17 protein-coding genes are annotated in these 18,308 nt (G+C 65.4%); 5 read left to right on the top strand and 12 right to left on the bottom strand.

Features of this window, described 5'->3' with window-relative positions; genetic code table 11:
• Window positions 1-2: 2 nt before the first annotated feature.
• From Q0949_RS17930 to Q0949_RS17910, 5 genes are all read right to left on the bottom strand, one after another.
• Entirely contained in the window at window positions 3-1,262 is a 1,260-nt protein-coding gene (locus tag Q0949_RS17930; protein WP_299375535.1) for a TRAP transporter large permease, read from the bottom strand.
• Entirely contained in the window at window positions 1,259-1,798 is a 540-nt protein-coding gene (locus tag Q0949_RS17925; RefSeq protein ID WP_299375532.1) for a TRAP transporter small permease subunit, read from the bottom strand. Before Q0949_RS17925 ends, Q0949_RS17930 begins: the two co-directional genes overlap by 4 nt.
• 68 nt (window positions 1,799-1,866) lie before the next feature.
• Window positions 1,867-2,853 (bottom strand): TRAP transporter substrate-binding protein, encoded by a 987-nt coding sequence (locus Q0949_RS17920; RefSeq protein ID WP_299375529.1) that lies wholly within the window; start codon window positions 2,851-2,853, stop codon window positions 1,867-1,869.
• A 28-nt stretch (window positions 2,854-2,881) separates the two neighbouring features.
• Window positions 2,882-3,424, bottom strand: coding sequence for a 3-hydroxyanthranilate 3,4-dioxygenase (locus Q0949_RS17915; RefSeq protein ID WP_299375527.1), 543 nt, complete (start codon window positions 3,422-3,424; stop codon window positions 2,882-2,884).
• A gap of 126 nt (window positions 3,425-3,550) precedes the next feature.
• Window positions 3,551-4,504 (bottom strand): dihydrodipicolinate synthase family protein, encoded by a 954-nt coding sequence (locus Q0949_RS17910; protein ID WP_299375524.1) that lies wholly within the window; start codon window positions 4,502-4,504, stop codon window positions 3,551-3,553.
• A gap of 155 nt (window positions 4,505-4,659) precedes the next feature.
• Here Q0949_RS17910 and Q0949_RS17905 point away from each other — a divergent pair, with 155 nt between their 5' ends.
• The 3 genes from Q0949_RS17905 (at window position 4,660) to Q0949_RS17895 (ending at window position 7,928) form a co-directional block, all read left to right on the top strand.
• Window positions 4,660-5,427 (top strand): aspartate dehydrogenase, encoded by a 768-nt coding sequence (locus Q0949_RS17905; RefSeq protein WP_299375523.1) that lies wholly within the window; start codon window positions 4,660-4,662, stop codon window positions 5,425-5,427.
• 4 nt (window positions 5,428-5,431) lie between these two features.
• Window positions 5,432-6,385 carry a LysR substrate-binding domain-containing protein gene (locus Q0949_RS17900; RefSeq protein WP_299375521.1) on the top strand — a complete coding sequence of 318 codons (954 nt, stop codon included), beginning with the start codon at window positions 5,432-5,434 and terminating at the stop codon, window positions 6,383-6,385.
• Window positions 6,386-6,491: 106 nt separating this feature from the next.
• A complete protein-coding gene (locus Q0949_RS17895) occupies window positions 6,492-7,928 on the top strand; it encodes an NAD-dependent succinate-semialdehyde dehydrogenase (protein WP_299375519.1) in 1,437 nt (478 codons plus the stop codon).
• Between the two features lie 55 nt (window positions 7,929-7,983).
• Here Q0949_RS17895 and Q0949_RS17890 read toward each other — a convergent pair whose 3' ends face one another.
• Complete coding sequence (locus Q0949_RS17890; protein WP_299375517.1) at window positions 7,984-9,264, bottom strand: aminotransferase class III-fold pyridoxal phosphate-dependent enzyme; 1,281 nt, start codon at window positions 9,262-9,264, stop codon at window positions 7,984-7,986.
• A gap of 97 nt (window positions 9,265-9,361) precedes the next feature.
• Between Q0949_RS17890 and Q0949_RS17885 the strand changes: the two genes are divergently transcribed.
• On the top strand, window positions 9,362-10,285 hold the full coding sequence (locus tag Q0949_RS17885) for a LysR family transcriptional regulator (RefSeq protein WP_299375514.1): 924 nt from the start codon (window positions 9,362-9,364) through the stop codon (window positions 10,283-10,285).
• 7 nt (window positions 10,286-10,292) lie between these two features.
• Here Q0949_RS17885 and Q0949_RS17880 read toward each other — a convergent pair whose 3' ends face one another.
• The 6 genes from Q0949_RS17880 to Q0949_RS17855 all read right to left on the bottom strand — a co-directional run bounded on the left by Q0949_RS17880 (window position 10,293) and on the right by Q0949_RS17855 (window position 17,428).
• On the bottom strand, window positions 10,293-12,722 hold the full coding sequence (locus Q0949_RS17880) for an FAD-dependent oxidoreductase (protein ID WP_299375511.1): 2,430 nt from the start codon (window positions 12,720-12,722) through the stop codon (window positions 10,293-10,295).
• Entirely contained in the window at window positions 12,722-13,426 is a 705-nt protein-coding gene (locus Q0949_RS17875) for a hypothetical protein (protein WP_299375508.1), read from the bottom strand. The genes Q0949_RS17880 and Q0949_RS17875 overlap by 1 nt, the downstream gene beginning before the upstream one ends.
• Complete coding sequence (locus Q0949_RS17870; RefSeq protein WP_299375506.1) at window positions 13,419-13,862, bottom strand: SRPBCC family protein; 444 nt, start codon at window positions 13,860-13,862, stop codon at window positions 13,419-13,421. The genes Q0949_RS17875 and Q0949_RS17870 overlap by 8 nt, the downstream gene beginning before the upstream one ends.
• Window positions 13,863-13,869: 7 nt before the next feature.
• Complete coding sequence (locus tag Q0949_RS17865; protein WP_299375503.1) at window positions 13,870-15,375, bottom strand: trimethylamine methyltransferase family protein; 1,506 nt, start codon at window positions 15,373-15,375, stop codon at window positions 13,870-13,872.
• 120 nt (window positions 15,376-15,495) lie between these two features.
• Window positions 15,496-16,398 (bottom strand): 2OG-Fe(II) oxygenase, encoded by a 903-nt coding sequence (locus Q0949_RS17860; RefSeq protein WP_299375501.1) that lies wholly within the window; start codon window positions 16,396-16,398, stop codon window positions 15,496-15,498.
• 118 nt (window positions 16,399-16,516) lie between these two features.
• Entirely contained in the window at window positions 16,517-17,428 is a 912-nt protein-coding gene (locus tag Q0949_RS17855) for a LysR family transcriptional regulator (protein WP_299375498.1), read from the bottom strand.
• Window positions 17,429-17,524: 96 nt separating this feature from the next.
• Between Q0949_RS17855 and Q0949_RS17850 the strand changes: the two genes are divergently transcribed.
• On the top strand, window positions 17,525-18,304 hold the full coding sequence (locus Q0949_RS17850) for a CmcJ/NvfI family oxidoreductase (protein WP_299375495.1): 780 nt from the start codon (window positions 17,525-17,527) through the stop codon (window positions 18,302-18,304).
• The last annotated feature ends 4 nt before the right edge of the window (window positions 18,305-18,308 follow it).

The following is an 18,308-nucleotide window of genomic DNA, read 5'->3' as shown; positions in this document are numbered from 1 at the left end:
CCCTACAGAAACGCGGTGGAAAGTTCGGCAAAGCGGCTGAGCAGGACCAGAACCACGGCCACGGCCACCAGAAAGGGCCAGAGCGATTTCAGGATCTGGCCGGGGCGCGCGCCGCTCATGGATGAGGCGATATAGAGGCCCACGCCCACGGGCGGCGTCAGCAGGCCCAAAACGAGGTTGAGGCACATCACGACGCCGAATTGATAGGGGCTGATGTCGTAGTCGTTCATGGCGATGGGCAGTAGGATGGGCGTGATCAGGATTACGGCGGCGATGCCGTCGATCAACATGCCCACCAGCAGCAGGATCAGGTTGACGATCAGCAGGAACAGGAACGGATCGCTGGTGATCGAGGTGATCAGTGCCGCGAGTTTCTGCGGCAGGGCCTCGTAGATGATGACCCAGCCAAAGACGCTGGCCGCAGCGATCATGAACACGATCATCGAGGCGTTGATGGCGGTGCGCTTGAAGATCTCGAACAGGGCGCGGGGATCAAGTTCGCGGTAGATCAGCCAGCCCACGAGAAAGGCAATCAGCGAGGCGATGGCGGCGGATTCCGTGGGCGTGGCGATGCCAAAGAGGATGCCACCCACAATCGCCAGCGGGATCAGCGTCGCGGGCAGGCAAGCCAGCAGGGCCGAGAGCGCTTCGCGACGGGTGAACCATTGCCCTTTGGGGAACCCTTGCGCGAAACCGATGAGGGTGATGACGATGGCAAAGGACGCGGCCAGCAAGAGGCCGGGAATGATGCCCGCAAGGAACATGTCGCCAATGGGCACCTGCGCCAGCACGCCAAAGATGACAAACATCATCGAGGGCGGGATGACCGGGGCGAGCAGTCCACCTGCGGCGGTGGTGGCGGCGGCAAAGCCCTTGTCGTAGCCCTCTTTCTCCATCTCAGGCGTCATGGCGCGGGACATCACGGCAATCTGGGCGGTTGCCGATCCGATGATCGCGGCCATGAACATGTTGGTCAGCAGGTTGATATAGGCCAGCCCGCCGCGAAACCCGCCGACAAAGACGCGGGCGGCGTTGATGAGGCGGCTGGTCATGCCGCCTTCGTTCATCATTTCACCGGTGAGCATGAAGAGCGGGATGGCGAGCAGGCCGTAGTTTTCTAGGCCCGAGAACATCTTTTGCGAAAAGCTGTCGTAGAGGACGGTGTTGTCGCTTTCCCAGATGTACCAGATCGCGGTGAGCGACAGCACGAGGGCCACAGGGACCGAGATCAGCAGTTTGAAGGCAAAGACCACGGGCGTCATGCGGGGGCCTTTCGCGGGGCGGCACCCTGGCCAAGCAGGTTGGCGGTGGCGTGGAGTGCCGCGCCCAGCGCAAAGAGCCACATGACGGACCAGACCCATGCCTTTTTTATGCCGAGGGTGGTTGTGGGTTCGGCGTAGATGAAGTTGAACGTGGCCCCCTGAAATGCCTTGATGTCAAAGCCCTGTTGGGCGAGGCCCAGAGGCGCGAACCAGCGCCAGCAGAACCAGATCATTGCCAGCGCAAAGATCAGCACGATGACGTCCACCAGTTTGGCCGTGGCGCGGCGCAGGGGGGCGGGCATGGCATCCGTCAGGATCGTGACCGCGACGGAGTGGCCGAAATGCAGTGCGGCGGAGGCGCCGAGGAAGGTCATCCACGCCATGGCGTAGATGGCCAGTTCGTCGACCCAGAAAAGGGCCGTGCCAAAGCTGCGGGTGACGACGTTGAGCAGGATCAGCAGAGTGATGGCGGCGGCGAGGGCCGCGGCGCAGGCCAGTTCGATCCGTGCCCATGCGGCAGAGATACGCCCGATCATGGCCTGTCCTTTCGCGCAAAAGCCGGGGGTGCACGGGTGTGCACCCCCGGCCGGTTGCTGGATTTAGATCAGTTTGCCGTGTCGGCGGCAACCGCGCGCAGCCCGTCGAGGGCAGAGGATTTTTCGGCCCAGATCGTGTTCCACTGGTCAACCGCGTCGCCAAAGAATGCCTGGTCGACCTCGATATAGGTTTTGCCGGTGTCGCGCACCTGCGCCAGCCAGTCGCGGTCCTTGGCGACATAGGTGTCGATGGTGCTGTCCACGTGTTTGGCCATCAGGTCGCCGATCATGGCACGGTCATCTGCCGACAGACCCGCCCAGACGCGGGCCGACACGAGGCCGACCATGGGAAACATCATGTGGTTGGATTGCACGACGGTGTCGGCGTGTTCGTAGTATTTCAGGACCCAGATCAGCTCTGCGTCCATGTCGATGGCGTCGACCTGTCCGTTGGCCAGCGCCTCGTAGACGGCAGGCAGGGGCATGGGCGTGGGTGCCGCCCCCAGCGCGTTGTAGAAGTCGAGGATCGGCTCGAACGGGGTGATGCGCAGTTTGAGCCCGGCAAGATCGTCCGCCGAGCTGACCGAGCCGCGGGTCACGATCTGGCGCAGCCCCGCCATGCCGTAGCCGGTGCCTACGACGCCCACTTCGGCGGGGAGCTGATCGAGCATGCCGTTGGCAAAGTCGCTGCGCAGGATGCGGCCCGCGTGGTCGATGTCGGCCGCGAGGAAGGGCGCGTAGAAGGCGCCGAAATCCTGGGCACGGTTCGACACTTCGGCCACGGTCATGAACGCCATGTCGAGCGCGCCGGTTTGCAGCTGTTGCAGCATCTCGGCCTCGTTGCCCAGCTGGCGGGCGGGAAAGACGGTGACGGTGTGCGCGCCGTCGCTGGCGGCACTCAGGTCGGCGCCAAAGGCCTCGGCGGCCTTGGTCCAGATGTGGGGCGGCGGGGTGATGAGGCCGAGGCGGAACTCTTCGGCCTGGGCTGCGACGCCCGACAGGACGGTCAGTGCAAGAGCGGCCGCGCCGCCCAGCGTTTTGGACATGAACTTCATTTCTGGTCTCCCTGGTGTTTTTTGTTGGTCAAAGCTGCACCCAGCCCTCGGGCGGTTCCTTGCCCGGGTGGATGGTGCCGCAATTCGGACAGGTGCGGGCGTCTTGCGAGGCATAGAATGCCTCGTAGACGGGTGGCAGGTCGCGGACGATGGATTCGAGCTGCATCTCGGCGCGGTGCACGCGGGTGCCGCAGTCAAAGCAGTACCATTCGATCGCGTCGAGCTGGCCCGGTTGCCGCTTGGGTTCGATGACGAGGCCGATGGAGCCTTCCTGCGGGCGCTGCGGGGAATGGCGCACATGGGGCGGCAGCAGGAAAATCTCGCCCTCGCGGATCGGGACGTCGTAGAATTCCTTGCCGTCAAAGATCTTGAGCAGCATGTCGCCTTCGAGCTGATAAAAGAACTCTTCGACCGGGTCGTCGTGATAGTCGGTGCGCTTGTTCGGGCCGCCCACAACGGTGACCATCATGTCCGCGTCTTCCCAGACCTGTCGGTTGCCGACGGGCGGCTTGAGCAGGTGGCGGTGCTCGTCAATCCACTTCTGGAAGTTAAACGCGCTGAGTTTCGTCATGGTGATCTCCCCCATCAGGCCCGCGGTGACGGGTCGAGCTTATGGATGCCCGAAGCAAAGAAATAACTGTTTTCACGAATGTAGATATCTGGAATTGGAATATCCGGCGGCCCCTTTCCCCGCAGCCTACAAAATCAGACCGCAGTGATCAAAGGCTGCTTTGGTGGCGGCCTTTTCCGCCGCTGTCAGGGGCAGCATCGGGTGGCGCACGTGGCCGCCGACCTGCCCCAGAAGGTCCTGCCAGTACTTGCCATGGGCGGTGGGCTTGCCCGGGGGCTTGGTGCCCTTGATCGCGGCGCGCACGGGGTCAAGGCTGTCGCGGACACGGCGGGCGGCGTCGAATTTTCCGGCAAAGGCCAGTTCGGTATATTCGTGCATCCGCAGATCACGCGCGGTCTGGATCTGGTAGGGCGGCGAGGAACACAGATAAAGCTGCCAGCCCAGCGTTTCGATATTGTCGAGCCAGTCATCCTCGAGCGAGGTCGACACAAGGATCTTGTCCCCGACCATCTGCGTCAGCCGCGCGTACATCTCGCGCGGGACCGAGTATTTGATGGCCATGATATTGGGCAGATCGGCAATGCGCGCGCAGGTCTCGGGAGCCATGAGATAGCCGCTGTCCGGGTGGCTCCACATTGCGATGCCGATGTCGAGCCGGTCGCAGATGTATTTGTAATAGTTGAACAAAACCTCGTCCCGGTCGTGGCAAAAGCTGAGCATGGGGGCGTGCACGACCACGTAGTCGGCGCCGCAGTCCTGGGCATGGCGGCCCAGATCCAGAAGGGTATCCACGTTCTGGTCAGAGATCGACATGATCGTGCCCGCCTTGCCCGCGCATTCATCGGCGGCGATGGTCATGTTGCGTTTGCGTTCCGCGACCGACATGGACCAGAATTCGCCCTGCTTGCCCGCCACGAACAGCCCCTGGATGTGCAGATCGTCGATCCAGTGGCGGATGTTGCGGCGCAGCCCGGCTTCGTCCAGCGCGCCATCCGTGTCAAAGGGATTGAGCGCCGCAGCCCAGATGCCGCGCATGGTTTCACGGGAATGGGCCTTGGCCTCGTGCTTGGCGTATTTCATGGGCGCGGCTTTCGCATCAAAGGGGCGTTGCGGGCCATTAAGGGGCGCGCGGATTGTAAAATCCAATCGTATTCGCCAGAAATGGGTATAGCAATTTTCTATACCAAACCGCCTGTGATTTCGGATATCTGCGGTCTGGGCGACAGGAGCGGCGCATGACGATCGGGATCATCGGGACGGGGGCCATCGGGCAGTATGTGGCGCAGGCGCTGGCCGATCAGGGGCTGGGCCCGGCGGTGCATCTGGTGCGAACGGTGCGGGATGGCGGGGCGGCCCAAGTGACGGATGTGGCATCCCTGCCTGCGGATGTAACGCTGATGGTGGAGTGCGCGGGCCATGGCGCATTGGCGCAGCACGGGCCCGCCATTCTGGCGCGCGGCATCGATCTGGTGACGGTCTCGGTGGGGGCGCTGGCCGATCCGGCGCTGGAGGATGCGTTGACGCGGGCCGCGACAGACGGCGGCGCGCAGCTGCATCTGGCGAGCGGGGCGATTGGCGCGCTGGATTGCCTGAGTGCGGCGCGGGTCGGCGGGCTGCGCGAGGTGGTCTATACCGGGCGCAAGCCGCCGCGCGGCTGGGCCGGGTCCCCTGCCGAGGCGGTGCTGGATCTGGCGGCCCTTGAGGCACCGGCCACCCATTTCGAGGGCAGCGCGCGTGCGGCGGCGGTGCACTATCCCAAGAATGCGAATGTGGCCGCTGCCGTGGCGCTGGCGGGCTGCGGGTTTGATGACACGCGCGTACGGCTGATCGCCGATCCGGGCGTGACGGCGAATATTCACGAGGTGACGGCCCACGGGGTCTTTGGCACGTTCAGCTTTCGCATCGAGGGCGTTGCCCTGCCCGACAATCCGCGCAGTTCGGCGCTGGCCGCGATGAGCGTGGTTGCCGCCATCACCCGGCGGCGCGCCGCGATCACGGTCTGAGCCGGTGACGCGGGCCGCGCGCATTCTGGACCGGGCGTTGACGCGGCTGAAGCTGCGGCAGTTGCGGTTGCTGGTGGCGGTGGACCGGCATGGCAGCATCCAGAACGCCGCGCGGGATCTGGGCATTTCGCAGCCTGCGGCGACCAAGATGATCCAGGACCTCGAGCTGGATTTCGAGGTCAAGCTGTTCGAGCGGACCAACCGGGGCGTGGTGCCGACGGTGTTCGGGGCCGCGCTGGTGCGCCATGGCAAGCTGATCTTTGCGCAGGTGTCGAATGCCGCGCAGGAGTTGGACGATCTGAGCGAGGGCAACAGCGGGCGGGTTGTGGTGGGCACCTTGCTGGCGGCGTCGCCGGGGTTGTTGCCGCTGGCGGTGGCGCGGTTGATCGCGGACCGGCCCAAGGTGACGGTCAAGATCGTGGAGGGCACCAACGAGGTTCTGATGCCCGCGCTGTTGTCGGGCGAGATCGACATGGTTGTCGGGCGGCTGCCCAGTCACCGGCACCGGGCGCGGATCGTGCAGGAGCGGTTTTTCGACGAACGGGTGCTGGCCGTGGTGGGCACGGGCCATCCGCTGGCGGGCGCGCGGGACGTCTCCTTTGACGATCTGGGCGGGTTTGGCTGGATCCTGCCGCCGATGGAGACGACGCTGCGGCGGCAGGCGGATCAGTATTTCATTCAGCAGGGGCAGTACGTGCCCGGTCTGGCGATTGAATCGGTGTCATATCTGGCCAACCGGTCGCTGTTGCGGTCGCATGATTTCGTGGGGCTGATGCCGGCGCATGTGGCCGCGCTGGACATCGAGAGCGGGCTGCTTTGCGCGCTGGACTGGACGGTGCCGTTTGGAGCGGGGCCTGTGGGTGTGTCGCATCGCGGCGCGCAGAGCCTGTCGCCTGCGGGTGCGACCTTTCTGGCCGCGTTGCGGGCTGCGGCAGAGACGGTGCAGCCTGGGGTTTGAGGCAGGTATCACGCAATCGGATACCGGTATTTGTTCAATTCCATTGAACGGATGGCCGGGCGGATGTTCCCTTGGGCGGTCAGGCAGATCAGGGCGGGGAGGCCATATGCAGAGCTATCCGGACACGCGGCTTTATATCGACGGGGGCTGGCGCGACACGGCACGCCACCTGCCCGTGATCAACCCTGCCACCGAGGTGCAGATCGGGCGGGTTGCCCATGCCGGGATCGCGGATCTGGACGATGCGCTGGCGGCGGCGGAGCGGGGCTTTGCCCGGTGGCGGCGCACGCCCCCGCGCGACCGGGCCGATATCATGCTGCGGGCCGCCGCACTGCTGCGCGACCGGCAGGAGGAGATCGCGCGCGACATCACCGCAGAGCATGGCAAACCCTTGGCACAGGCGCGGCTGGAGGTGATCCGGGGCTGCGAGTTCCTGGAGTGGGACGCGGGCGAGGCGGTGCGCACCTATGGGCGGGTGATCCCCTCGGCGCCGGGGGTGCGGTACATGGTGCATCACGAGCCGGTGGGCGTGGTTCTGGGCCTGTCGCCGTGGAATTTCCCGATGAGCCAGCCCTGCCGCAAGGTGGCGGGTGCGCTGGCGTCGGGCTGTGCGATCATCCTCAAGGCCGCAGAGGAAACGCCCGCCGGGGCCATGCACATCGCGCAGGCCTTTCACGATGCGGGGCTGCCGCCCGGCGTGCTGAACCTCGTCTTTGGCGACCCGGCGGAGATCTCGGGGCACCTGATCGCGCAGGAGCCTGTGCGGCTGGTGGCGTTCACCGGGTCGACCGCCGTGGGCCAGCACCTGACGACGCTGGCCTCGCAGCACATGACGCGGGTGCTGATGGAACTGGGCGGGCACGCGCCGGTGATCGTGTGCAAGGACACCGACGTGGAGGCCGCCGCCCGCAGCTGTGCCATCCGCAAGTACCGCAATGCCGGGCAGGTCTGTACCTCGCCCACGCGGTTCTTTGTCCACGCAGGCCTGTTTGACCGGTTTCTCGAGATTTTCACGGCCCAGGCCGAGGCCACTGTCGTGGGGGACGGCATGGCGAATGGCACCGAGATGGGGCCTGTTGCAAACGACCGGCGGATGCCTGCGCTGCTGGACCTGGTCGAGGACGCCTGCGCCGAGGGCGCGCGGCTGTGCACGGGCGGCGGACGCATCGGCGAGACCGGCTATTTCATGGCGCCCACAGTGCTGGCCCATGTGCCGGACAGCGCGCGCATCATGCGCGAGGAACCCTTTGGCCCGGTTGCGGTAATCAACCCGGTCCCGTCGCTGGACGCCGCCATCGCGCAGGCCAACGCTGTGCCTTATGGGCTGGCCGCTTACGGATTTTCCGACCGGGCGGCAGATATCGACCGCATGACATCCGAGCTTGAGGCCGGGAACCTGTCGTTCAACACGCTGGAGGCGTCACTGCCCGAAACGCCTTTTGGTGGCGTGAAATCAAGCGGTTATGGGCGCGAAGGTGGCACCGAGGGGCTGCACAATTACATGAACGTCAAGAACGTGTCGCACAGCATGACCATCGTCTGAAGATCGCAAGACCTGGCCCGGTGACGTTTTCATCCTGATGGCTGGGCTGTTCCGCCTAAAGGTGTTGCGCGCAGGCGGTCATGGCGCGGGTGATCGCGTCCTCGGCCCAGTCCAGATCGGCGTCGTCATGGGCAAGGGACGCGTAGAATTTCATGGGCGCCTTGAGAATGCCATCCGCGCGCAGGGCCGCGTTGAACGCGCCTTGCAGGGTCGCATCCGCCCGCAGCGTGTCGCGATAGTCGCGCACCGGCCCCCGGGCAAACACGATGTCAAACAGCACCGGATCGCCCACGACGGTTGCAGGCAGACGGGCCCTGCGCGCCCCGTTTTCCAGCGCGGCCATCAGCCGGCGTCCGGTCGCCCGCAAGCTGTCATAGGTGCCGGCGCGATTGAGGATGTTCAGCGTCGCCAGCCCGGCGGTGGCGGCCACGGGATTGCCGCTGAGCGTGCCGATCTGGAAGGTGAACCGGTCCTGCCCGACCTTGTGCACATCGAAATGGGCCATGATCTCGGCACGCCCGGCAATCGCGGCAAGGGGAAAACCGCCGCCGATCACCTTGCCGAGCGTGCACAGGTCGGGCGTCACGCCATAGAGCTCCTGCCCGCCGCCATAGGCGAGGCGAAAGCCGGTGACGACCTCGTCAAAGATCAGCACGATCCCGTGGCGCGCAGTTTCGGCGCGCAAGGCATCGAGAAAGCCCGCGACCAGGGGGATCAGCCGCTGCAACGGCTCGACGATCACACCGGCGAGGCGGTCGGCATATTCGGTGATGATCTGCCGGGCAAAGTCGGTGTCGTTGAAGGGCGCCACGATGACGGATGCGCGGGTGCTGTCCAAAATACCTGCGGAATCCGGCACCGCCTGCGGAAAATTTGCGCCCCCGTGCGGTGACATGCTCATCAATCCGGCGCCGGACATGCCGTGATAGCCGCCCTCGAACTTGAGGATGAGGTCGCGCCCGGTATGGGCGCGCGCCAGCCGCATGGCGTACATGTCCGCCTCGGTCCCGGTCGAGACATAGCGCAGCTGATCGGCGCAGGGCACCGCGTCGCAGATCACCTCGGCCAGTTCGATCCCCGCCGCGTTGGACGTGAAAAAGGTCATGCCATCAGAGAGTTGCGCCTGCACCGCCTCGATGACTTCCGCGTGGCCGTGGCCCACCAGCATCGGCCCCGAGCCGATGAGGAAGTCGACATATTCCTTGCCGTCCTCGTCCCAGACCCGCGATCCGCGCCCGCGTTTCAGCACCACGCCGGGATCGAAATTGCCAAAGCCACCAGCGGGCAGCACCTTGTTCGCGCGGGCGCGCCAGTGGGCTTGGGTCGCGTGTGTCATGGCAGTCTCCGCTGGTTGGGTGGATCAACTTTCGGCTTGACCGAAGATGAAAGGCAATAAAGAAACTCAGGTGTTTTTGTGAATTTCGCTCAGGTGAATGATGGCCCAGGGTCCGCTTCTTGATTTGCGCCACCTCAAGATGATCCGCGCGATTGCGGAACATGGCCGGGTGAGCGATGCAGCGGAGGCGTTGGGCGTGACCTCGTCCGCGCTGTCGCATCGGATCAAAGAGGCGGAACGGCGGCTGGATCTTGTGCTGTTCACACGCATCCACAAGCGGCTGCGGATGACGCCCGCCGCCGCATACATGGCGGAGGTTGCGGCGCGGGTGTTGACCGATATCGACCGGGCGGAACGGGATGTGCGGCGCATGGACCGGGGCGTGGAACATGTGGTGCGCATCGCAGTCGAGGCGTATAGCGCGTTTGGGTGGTTGCCGCGGTTCAACCTGTATCTGCGCGACCATCTGCCGGGGATCGAATTGCAGGTCATGGCGAGCGTGACCGATGATGCGTTGCGCGCGTTGACCAGCCGTCATGCGGATATCATCGTGACCTCCGGGGCGGCGCAGCCCGTGGGCACGCACCGGGTGCATCTGTTTGACGACGCGCTGGTGTTCATCTTTCCGCCCGATCATCCGCTGGCCGGGCGGCCGTTTGTGACGGCCGAGGATATCGAGGGCGAGGATTTCATCACCTACACTCTGACGCCGGAGCCGGACCGCGAGTTTGCGCGCCTGTTCCGCCCGTCAGAGCGGTACCCGCGCTGGACCACCACCGTGGAGATGCCGGAGGCCATCATCGAGCTGGTGGCCGCGGGCCAGGGGTGCAGCGCGCTGGCGGGTTGGGCGGTGCGCCCGGCCATTGCGGCGGGGCGCATCGTGGGCGCGCAGGTCGGCGCAGAGGGCATCGAGGTGCCGTGGCAGGCCCTGATGCGCGCCGAGGACAAGGCCAGCGGGCCAATCCATGATGTCGGTGCAGCCCTCGCCGCGTGGGCGCAGCAGAACGGCGGGTTCGGGTAGTGCGGCCTTAGCCGCGCAGGCGTGCGTTGTCCGGGTCGTATTGGTGCGGGCTGTGACGGCGGGCCGCTTTCCGCGTTCCGAAAGACTGCACATGCGCCACCTCGTCCATCGCGAGTGTGCCGGTCTCGACATAGGCCAGGGCCACGCGTTTTTTCAGCCGGTAGCCGTCGGTGCAGGAGGTGATGTAGCCGATGACATGATCGTCCTTGAGGATCGGGTCGGAGGGCAGCGGCAGGGGGCCTGTGGGATCGATGTCGAGGCCCACAAAGGTCCAGTCGGCGGGGGTTTCGGCCTGTTTGGCCACCGCGTCGCGGCCCGTGAACGCGCCCTTGCCCATATTGGCGAACCGGCCCAGCCCTGCGTCGAACAGGGTGTATTCCGTGCCGAAATCCGCGCCCCAGCCGTGATAGCCTTTTTCGATGCGCATCGCGTTCAGGGCGTAGGAGCCGAAATCGCAGATGCCGTGCGCCTCTCCGGCTGCGCGGATCGCGGCGTAGAGCGTTGCGAGATGTTCGGAGGCGACATGCAATTCCCAGCCCAGCTCACCCACATAGCTGACCCGTAGCGCGGTGACGGGCACGCCCGCGACGTCGATCTGCGCCACGGACATCCATGGCGCGGCCTCGGCGCTCAGATCGGCGTCCGTGAGGCCCTGTAGCACCGCGCGGGATTTCGGGCCCATGACCATCAGCGCGCCGTCATGCGTGTGGCCCTGGCGCAGCGTGGCCTGCCTGCCCTGCACCCCGGCGGACAGCCAGTCAAAGTCGCGGTGCACGGCGAGGGTCGGGCCGCAAAGCAGGAAATGGTCCTCGGCCAGTCGGGCGATGGTTGCCTCGGACCAGATGCGGCCCTTGGGCGTCAGCATGTAGGACAGGCGCACCCGGCCCACGGGCGGCAGTGCGCCGCAGATCATGGCCGAGAGCGCCTGCGCGGCCTCTGGCCCGTGGAGCGTGAACTTGGTGAACCCGCCGTGGTCCATGATGCCCACCGCGTCGCGCACGGTTTCGCATTCAAGGCGCACGGCGTCCTGCCATGGCTCGTGATCAAAGCTGAGCGTGTCGGGGTCGCCTGTGCCATCCCGTTTGAACCAGAACGCGCGTTCCCAGCCGCCGATCTGGCCCATCACGGCCCCCTGCCCCACCAGCCTGTCATAGAGCGGCGTCTGCTGCACGGGGCGGCCCGAGCGCATGATCCGGTGCGGATAGGGAATGGCATATTGCAGGTCATAGTGCTGGGAGGCGCGGGCGGCGGCGTAGTCTTGGGTCGCCCAGCGTCCGAACCGGCGGGGATCCCAGGCCGAGAGATCCCATTCGGTTTCGCCCTCGGTCAGCCATTCGGCCATGGCCTTGCCGATGGCCGCGGAATGGGTGATCCCGATCTGCACGCCCGTGGCGTGGTAGAAATTCGCCACTCCGCCTGCGGGGCCCACGAGGGGCAAGGCGTCGGGCGCGTAAGGAATGGGGCCATTCACGAACCGCTGGGCACCCGCCTCGGCCAGCAGGGGAACATGGGAGGCGGCGGCCTCGAAAACCGCCATCATGCCGTCGATATCGTCGGCAAAGAGCTGGTGGTCAAAATCCTGCGGCACGCCGTTCTGCCAGACCGGACGGCCCGCGTGGGCGTAAGAGCCCAGAAGCAGCGCATTGCGTTCGCGGCGCAGGTAGAAGCGGATGTCGGGGTCGCGGATCAGGGGAAAGACGCGCGTGTCCTCTTCCAACCGGGCGAGCGGGCTGGTCACCATGTACTGGTGTTCGAGCGTGACCACGGGCACGTGCAGCCCCGCCATCGCGGCAATCCGCGCGCCGCTGGAGCCTGCGGCGTTGATCACGGTCCCGGCGAGGATCGTGCCTGTGGGGGTTTCGACCTCCCACGCGCCGGTGGCGCGCTGCGCGAGACCGGTGACGGGGGTAAAGCGCCGGACCTCGGCCCCCATGGCGCGGGCATGGGTGGCAAGCGCGTGGGTCAGCTGGCTGGGGTCGATGTCGCCCTCGTAGGGATCAAGAATGCCGCCCAGCACGGTCGCGTCCGCCCGCCAGTGGGGGTGCATGTCCTCGATCTCGGACGGGGTGAGCATGCGCAGGTCGAACCCGGCAGACCGGGATACGCCGCAGAGGTGTTGAAAAAGCTGCATCCGTTCGGGGGTATGCGCGGGCCAGATGGCAGAGGTGTGGCGGTAGGTGATCGGGGCGGCGGGTTCCTTGGCCAGCTCCTTGTAAAGCTGCCAGGCATAGTTGCCCGCGCGCATCCCCAGCCACGAATTGGCATAGGTCGGAATGTTGCCCGCCGCGTGCCATGTCGACCCGGCGGTCAGTTCGTTCTTTTCCAGCAGGACGGTGTCGGTGATGCCCGCCTTGGCCAGATGATAGAGGATGGCCGCGCCGACCGCGCCGCCGCCGATGATCACAACCTGGGCCTGGGTCGGAAACGGGGACTGCATCAGTGCGCCTCCAACAGGCGGCCAAAACCGGGCACGGGGTCGGTGATGCCGACCCGGCGCAGGGCCTGCCAGTAGACGGCGGCGTTGCAGGCGACGATGGGCGTGCCGTGGGTCGCCTCCAGTTCGGCCAGCAGCGCGATGACCGGCAGCGCGGTGCCGACCTGAAGGATGACATCGCACCGGGTGGCGGCCACTTGGGCGAACACGTCGCGGATCTGGTCCAGCGGCGTTTCGCAGATCGCGGGCAGCGACGGTGCCTCAGTCCCCTTGATCGCCACGACGTTGAACCCCGCCGCCTCGGTGTTGGCCTGCACGACTGCGTCGGTCCTTGCATCAAAGGGGGTGACGATGCCGACACGTGTGGCCCCAAGGGCGCGCAGGGCCGCGTAATTTGCATGCGATGCGCCCAGCACCGGCACGCCGACCTGTGCCGCGATCTCTGTGCAGCGGGCCTTGAGCCGCGCCGGGCCACCCGGCCCTGCGTCAGTGGTCAGGCCCACGGCGATGGCCGCGGGGGCACAGTCCATCAGCTTGGCCGCCTCGTCGGGCAGGTCGACGGAGATGGCGTCGCCGCCCAGTCGGAACCGCTGCATCTGGTTGGTCACGCCTGCGGGGCGCAGGAGCTCCAGCTCGGGCTGGACTACAGTGTTCATGGCGGGTGTCATCACGCCGATGACGGCACGGGGGGCGAGGGTGTCAACCATTCTGCGTCTCCTTGAGATAGGTATTCAGGCCGGTCATGCCGCCGATGTAGATGGCATCGCCCACGACCTGTTCCATGGCGTCGGCATCGCCGGGGGCGCAGTCAAAGTCGCTGTACCAGATGCCAAGTGTCTGGTTTGTATGCGTGATCGGCACAAAGCGGTGGGTCGAGACATAGTTGGCCACGGGCAGCGCGCTGGCGAGGATGTCGTAGGTATAGGACCGGTCGGCATCCGAATGGGCCAGCAGGGTTTCGCGAAAGACCGACCCGTCTGCGGCGGTGAGGGTGCGGATGGTGCCCGTCGCCGTTGGCGCGCCGTGTTCCAGCGTGGCCGCCACCACGCCGGGGTTCCAGTGCGCCACGCCGTCGAAGGCGCGCGCCGCGGCCCACACGGTATCGATGGGGTGGTCAAGGATCATGGATCGAAAGACGTGCATGGGCGGCTCATTGGTCTGGGGGCAGTTGGATGGGGAATGCGGCACGGATGCGGGCCTCGGCCGCTGCACTCAGGTGGGTTGGCGGGGGCGCGGCGCGGATCTGTGCGACGCGGGTGCGGGCGTGATCCCAGATTGACAGGCGGCCTGCCTCGACCCAGTCGGTGACGCTTTGACGGTCGGCAAGTGCGGGATAGTGGAAATCGGATTTCATCCGTTTGAGCGTTTCCGCCTCGCCCAGATAGTGCCCGGCCTGGGTCACGACGCGGTCGGTGGCGGCGAGGTCCAGCGTGGCAGCCGAAACCTCGATGCCCCGGACCGAGCGGAGGATGGCGCCGCACATGTCGTCGTCGATGACCATCGCCTCGGGGCTGGCGACCATGATCGACCCCAGCATGCCTACGGACAGGTTGATCATGTTGGCCCCGGCATGCCCGGCCATGGCGACGGTATAGCCCTTTTCGTAGCCCGCCTGCGCGTCCGCGAGCTTGGCATCCGTCATGCCCGCCGACACGGTGGAGGGCAGGCCCAGGTGGGCGAGGATCTGTGCGGCGGCGGCATTGGCGATGGCCGCCTCGCCCCCGCCGCCGGTCATGGCCCCGGTGCGCAGATCCGAGATGAAGGGCATCAGGGCGTAGATGCAGGGCGCGCCCGGCGCGATCCCATCCACCACGACCAGCCCGGCCAGCGATTCCGCAAGCCCCTGTGCGAGCGCGCCTGCCAGCGTCACGGGACTGGTGGCCCCTGCCTGCCCGGCGGAACAAATTTGCGGGATCATCCCGGCGCGCACCACCTTTTCGAGGATCTCGACCCCGTCGGCGGCAAAGGTCAGCGGCGGGACGACATGCACGACAATCGCCATACAGAACGGCCTGTTCCGAAATGCACCGGGGCCGCCCAGCGCCGTGTCGAACATGCCGATGATCGGCGCGACGTGGGACGGGTCGCAAAAGCTGATGCCGATGGGTTTGTCGGTGGCTTTCATGCAGGCAAAGGCCGTGTTCACATCCAGCGCAAACGGGTCGGCCACGTCACGTGCCACGACGGGGCGCACGCCGTAGTGAATATGGGGCGAGGCATCCACGACGCGCATCAGGTCATAGAGATCGGCCAGGGTGCTGTCGCGATAGGACCCGTCCGCGGCGTCCAGCACCTGCACCGCGGCCCCGCCCGTGCCGATATGCACGCGCTGGCCGCCGATGTGGAGATCCCGTCCGGGCGCGAACCCCGGCAGGATCACGGCCCTTGGTGCGCGGTCCAGGGCGGCACGGACCATGTCCCTGGGAAAGCACAGGCGGCCATCGGGGCGGAGCTGCGCCCCGGCGGCCATGGCGCGCGCCTGCCCCGCCGCAGGCAGGCCCGCCATGCCGATGGTGGCGAGGATGTCAAAAGCATGATCCACGATGGCCGACAGGTCGGCGGGCGACAGCGGGCGCAGGCTGCCGCCATCGTGATAGAGCGCACCCGCTGCCTCACCGCCTGCCCCGTCCTGCCTTGATCGATTGCGTCGCGCCACTGTCTCACCTCTGGAGATGGATTAAAGCGCAAGACTTACCTATCAAGAACTCAATAAAACGGACCAATTGATGAGCAGATTTCACCATACCCGGCGGTTTGCCGGGTAAGGTATGTCGCGTCAGAACGGCGCGAAGCCGTCGGATGGATCCGTTGGAACCGACCAGCGTTCGCGCGCCTCGATCTGTACCGGGGCGCTGCCGGGGTGCGGGATTTGGCCGTTTTCCCCATAGAGCCACAGCACAAAGTTCGAGCGCTGCCCTTCGGTGATTGGCTCGGACGCGTGCGGGACGCTGCCATGGTGGATCAGCGCCGTGCCAGGCTCAAAGTAGAGTTTGTCCACGCGACGCGACACCGGATCGATAAAGCTGACGCCGGAGCCCGAAAAACCTTCGCCCGGCAGGTTCAGGTTGATGTTCAGCGTGACAGACGACGCATCCGAATGGGGGCGCAGCGATGTGTCCTTGTCCGCCTGCCACTGGATCGAAAAACCGAAGGTCTGCGTGTCGTACCCGGTCACATCAGGGAACAGGAGCCGCGACACCGGGCGCATGTAGCGGTCCATCAGGTCCCGATAAAAGGCCTGGAAGGTCGGCGCCGCCAGGTGCCCCTCGGACCGCGGATCGAGCATCGCGCCGCCCCGGTTCAGGGAGATGCCATAAGGGGGCCGCAGCGGAATGCCCGCATCCGCGACCTTGTCCATGTAATCGCGCAGCACCGACAGACGGTCAGGGTCAAAAAACTGCGTCTTGTACACGCCGGGGAACACCTCTTGCCAGAGCGCTTTGACTGCGCCCTCGGTTGTAGGATCTTTCCAGGCATCCGCAATCGCGGCCCTCAGGCGAGGATCATAAAGTGTCGCGTCAAGGGGCGCGCCATGCTCTGCGTCCCACGCGGTCCACGCGTCCTGAAACAGGGCCTCGTTTTCGTGCCAGAACCTTTGCACCGCGGGAGCCCGTTGCAGCATCGCGTCGCGTGAGGGCCGTTCGACTGCGCGGGCGCGTTCAAGTGATGTCTGTGTCATGTCCGTTTTCCAACTTTCCTCTGGTCAGGCATATCGCCGCTGAGACCAGAGGTAATGCCGCGCGAAACCCGCATAAACGAGGCTGTTAGAATAACAGAATTCGCTTTTTCGATATAAATCAGCTGGCCTGCGCCCAGGTGGCGGATTTGCCGATATGCTGGATCAGGTAATCCATGAAGACACGGACCTTGGCCGAGACCACGTTGCTTTTGGGATAGATCAACCAGAGGGCCGGATTGTCCGCGAGCGTGTAGTCCGGCAGGACGCGCACGAGCGATCCGTCGGACAATTCACGCTGCACCGCCCAGAGGGAGTTGATCGAGATCCCCGCACCGCCGGCGGTCACGCGCATCTGGGTCAGACCGTCATTTACGACCAATCGGTGCGCGGCCGCGCGCGGGGCAAAACTTGCCTGCGTCCCATCTGCGGAAATCAGCTGTCGGGGTTCGAGGTCCCGGAAGGCGATGAGGCGATGCGCCGTGAGGTCGGAGGGGTCGACAGGCGCACCGTTTGCCTTGAGGTACGAAGGTGCCGCGCAGAGGATGCGGGTGTCGTCGGCCAGCTTGCGCGCGGTCAGGCTGCTGTCTTCGAGGATCGAGTTGCGCAGCGCCAGATCATAGCTGCCCTCGATGAGGTCGAACTGGGAATCCGACAGGTGCAGGTCGAGCGTGAGATCGGGATAGCGATCCATGAATGCGGGCAGGATCGGCGCGATATAGAGCTGCGCAAAGGTGCTGGGCGCGGCAAAGCGCAACGTTCCCGCGATCTCGGCCTTGCCTTTGCCAAAGGCGGCGAGCGCGGCCTCTTCCTGCGCGATCATCTCGCGGGCATAGGGCAGAAAATCCTGCCCTTCGAGCGACACCGACACCTTGCGCGTCGACCGGTGCAGCAGTTCGGCACCCAGCAAGGTTTCCAATTTGGCCAGCCGCGCGCTGGCGACGGCAGGTGCCATGCCAAGGGTGCGCCCCGCCGCGCTGATGTTCAGGGTTTCGGTGGCCAGCACAAAGAGGCGGAGGCTTTGGATATCCATATTGTATGCTTTTCCGGAAAACTGAATTCAGATCATGCCCGTTTATATATCCGTATAGAGGTATATTTCCAATCCCAACACAGGATGGAGACGGACATGACCCGAACAGCCACAGTCAATTACCTCGTACACAAACCAGAGCGTCAGGCATTTGAGCTGGATGCGGGCGGTATCGTGGGCAACCTGATCGCGCCGGACCTGGCTCCGACAGAGGTGACGGTGGCGGATATGCGCGCAAGCGACGCTCAGGTGTCCTTTGCCGCCGACAGCGTCGGGTTTGCACATGCGCCGACGGCCGTATCGTTTGACGGACAGGGCGATTGGCAGGGGGCGTATGATGCGGAGCTGACCGCGCTGCTGCGAGAGACCTTGGCGGCGCGCGAGGTCATCATATTTGACCACACGATCCGCGTGGACGATCCCGATGCCGTGCGCAAACCAGCGCGTAACGTGCATAGCGATTACAGCACGGATGGCGCAGAACAGCGGCTGATCGACATCCTGGGCGCGGAGACCGCCGCAAAATGGCGCGGCGGGCATTACGCCTTTATCAACATCTGGCGGCCGGTTGGTGCGCCGATCAACTCGGCCCCACTGGGATTTGTCCGTCCGTCCAGCGTGGCGCCCGAGGACTGGATCCTTTTGGACCTGATCTATCCCGATCGTGTGGGTCAGATCATGGGACTGGCCGGGAACCCGGATCACCAGTGGATCTACATATCGCGGATGACGCCGGACGAGGTCGCGTATTTCAACATCTATGACAATCGGGGGCGGCCCTCCGTCGCGCATTCCGCGCTGGACATGGTCGAAGACCCGACGATCGCATCCATCCGCAAAAGCATCGAAAGCCGCACGCTTGTGCGGTTGGCCTGACACA

It is taken from the genome of uncultured Tateyamaria sp. (assembly GCF_947487805.1).
GTDB lineage: Bacteria > Pseudomonadota > Alphaproteobacteria > Rhodobacterales > Rhodobacteraceae > Tateyamaria.
Note: the sequence above shows the minus strand (reverse complement) of the source record. Positions and strands in the feature narration are given on the sequence as shown.

Bases quoted from the DNA above. Each gene is read 5' to 3' on its own strand.
- Q0949_RS17930 (WP_299375535.1), bottom strand. From the start codon at position 1,262: ATGACGCCCGTGGTCTTTGCCTTCAAACTGCTGATCTCGGTCCCTGTG.
- Q0949_RS17925 (WP_299375532.1), bottom strand. From the start codon at position 1,798: ATGATCGGGCGTATCTCTGCCGCATGGGCACGGATCGAACTGGCCTGC.
- Q0949_RS17920 (WP_299375529.1), bottom strand. From the start codon at position 2,853: ATGAAGTTCATGTCCAAAACGCTGGGCGGCGCGGCCGCTCTTGCACTG.
- Q0949_RS17915 (WP_299375527.1), bottom strand. From the start codon at position 3,424: ATGACGAAACTCAGCGCGTTTAACTTCCAGAAGTGGATTGACGAGCAC.
- Q0949_RS17910 (WP_299375524.1), bottom strand. From the start codon at position 4,504: ATGAAATACGCCAAGCACGAGGCCAAGGCCCATTCCCGTGAAACCATG.
- Q0949_RS17905 (WP_299375523.1), top strand. From the start codon at position 4,660: ATGACGATCGGGATCATCGGGACGGGGGCCATCGGGCAGTATGTGGCG.
- Q0949_RS17895 (WP_299375519.1), top strand. From the start codon at position 6,492: ATGCAGAGCTATCCGGACACGCGGCTTTATATCGACGGGGGCTGGCGC.
- Q0949_RS17890 (WP_299375517.1), bottom strand. From the start codon at position 9,264: ATGACACACGCGACCCAAGCCCACTGGCGCGCCCGCGCGAACAAGGTG.
- Q0949_RS17885 (WP_299375514.1), top strand. From the start codon at position 9,362: ATGATGGCCCAGGGTCCGCTTCTTGATTTGCGCCACCTCAAGATGATC.
- Q0949_RS17880 (WP_299375511.1), bottom strand. From the start codon at position 12,722: ATGCAGTCCCCGTTTCCGACCCAGGCCCAGGTTGTGATCATCGGCGGC.
- Q0949_RS17875 (WP_299375508.1), bottom strand. From the start codon at position 13,426: ATGGTTGACACCCTCGCCCCCCGTGCCGTCATCGGCGTGATGACACCC.
- Q0949_RS17870 (WP_299375506.1), bottom strand. From the start codon at position 13,862: ATGCACGTCTTTCGATCCATGATCCTTGACCACCCCATCGATACCGTG.
- Q0949_RS17860 (WP_299375501.1), bottom strand. From the start codon at position 16,398: ATGACACAGACATCACTTGAACGCGCCCGCGCAGTCGAACGGCCCTCA.
- Q0949_RS17855 (WP_299375498.1), bottom strand. From the start codon at position 17,428: ATGGATATCCAAAGCCTCCGCCTCTTTGTGCTGGCCACCGAAACCCTG.
- Q0949_RS17850 (WP_299375495.1), top strand. From the start codon at position 17,525: ATGACCCGAACAGCCACAGTCAATTACCTCGTACACAAACCAGAGCGT.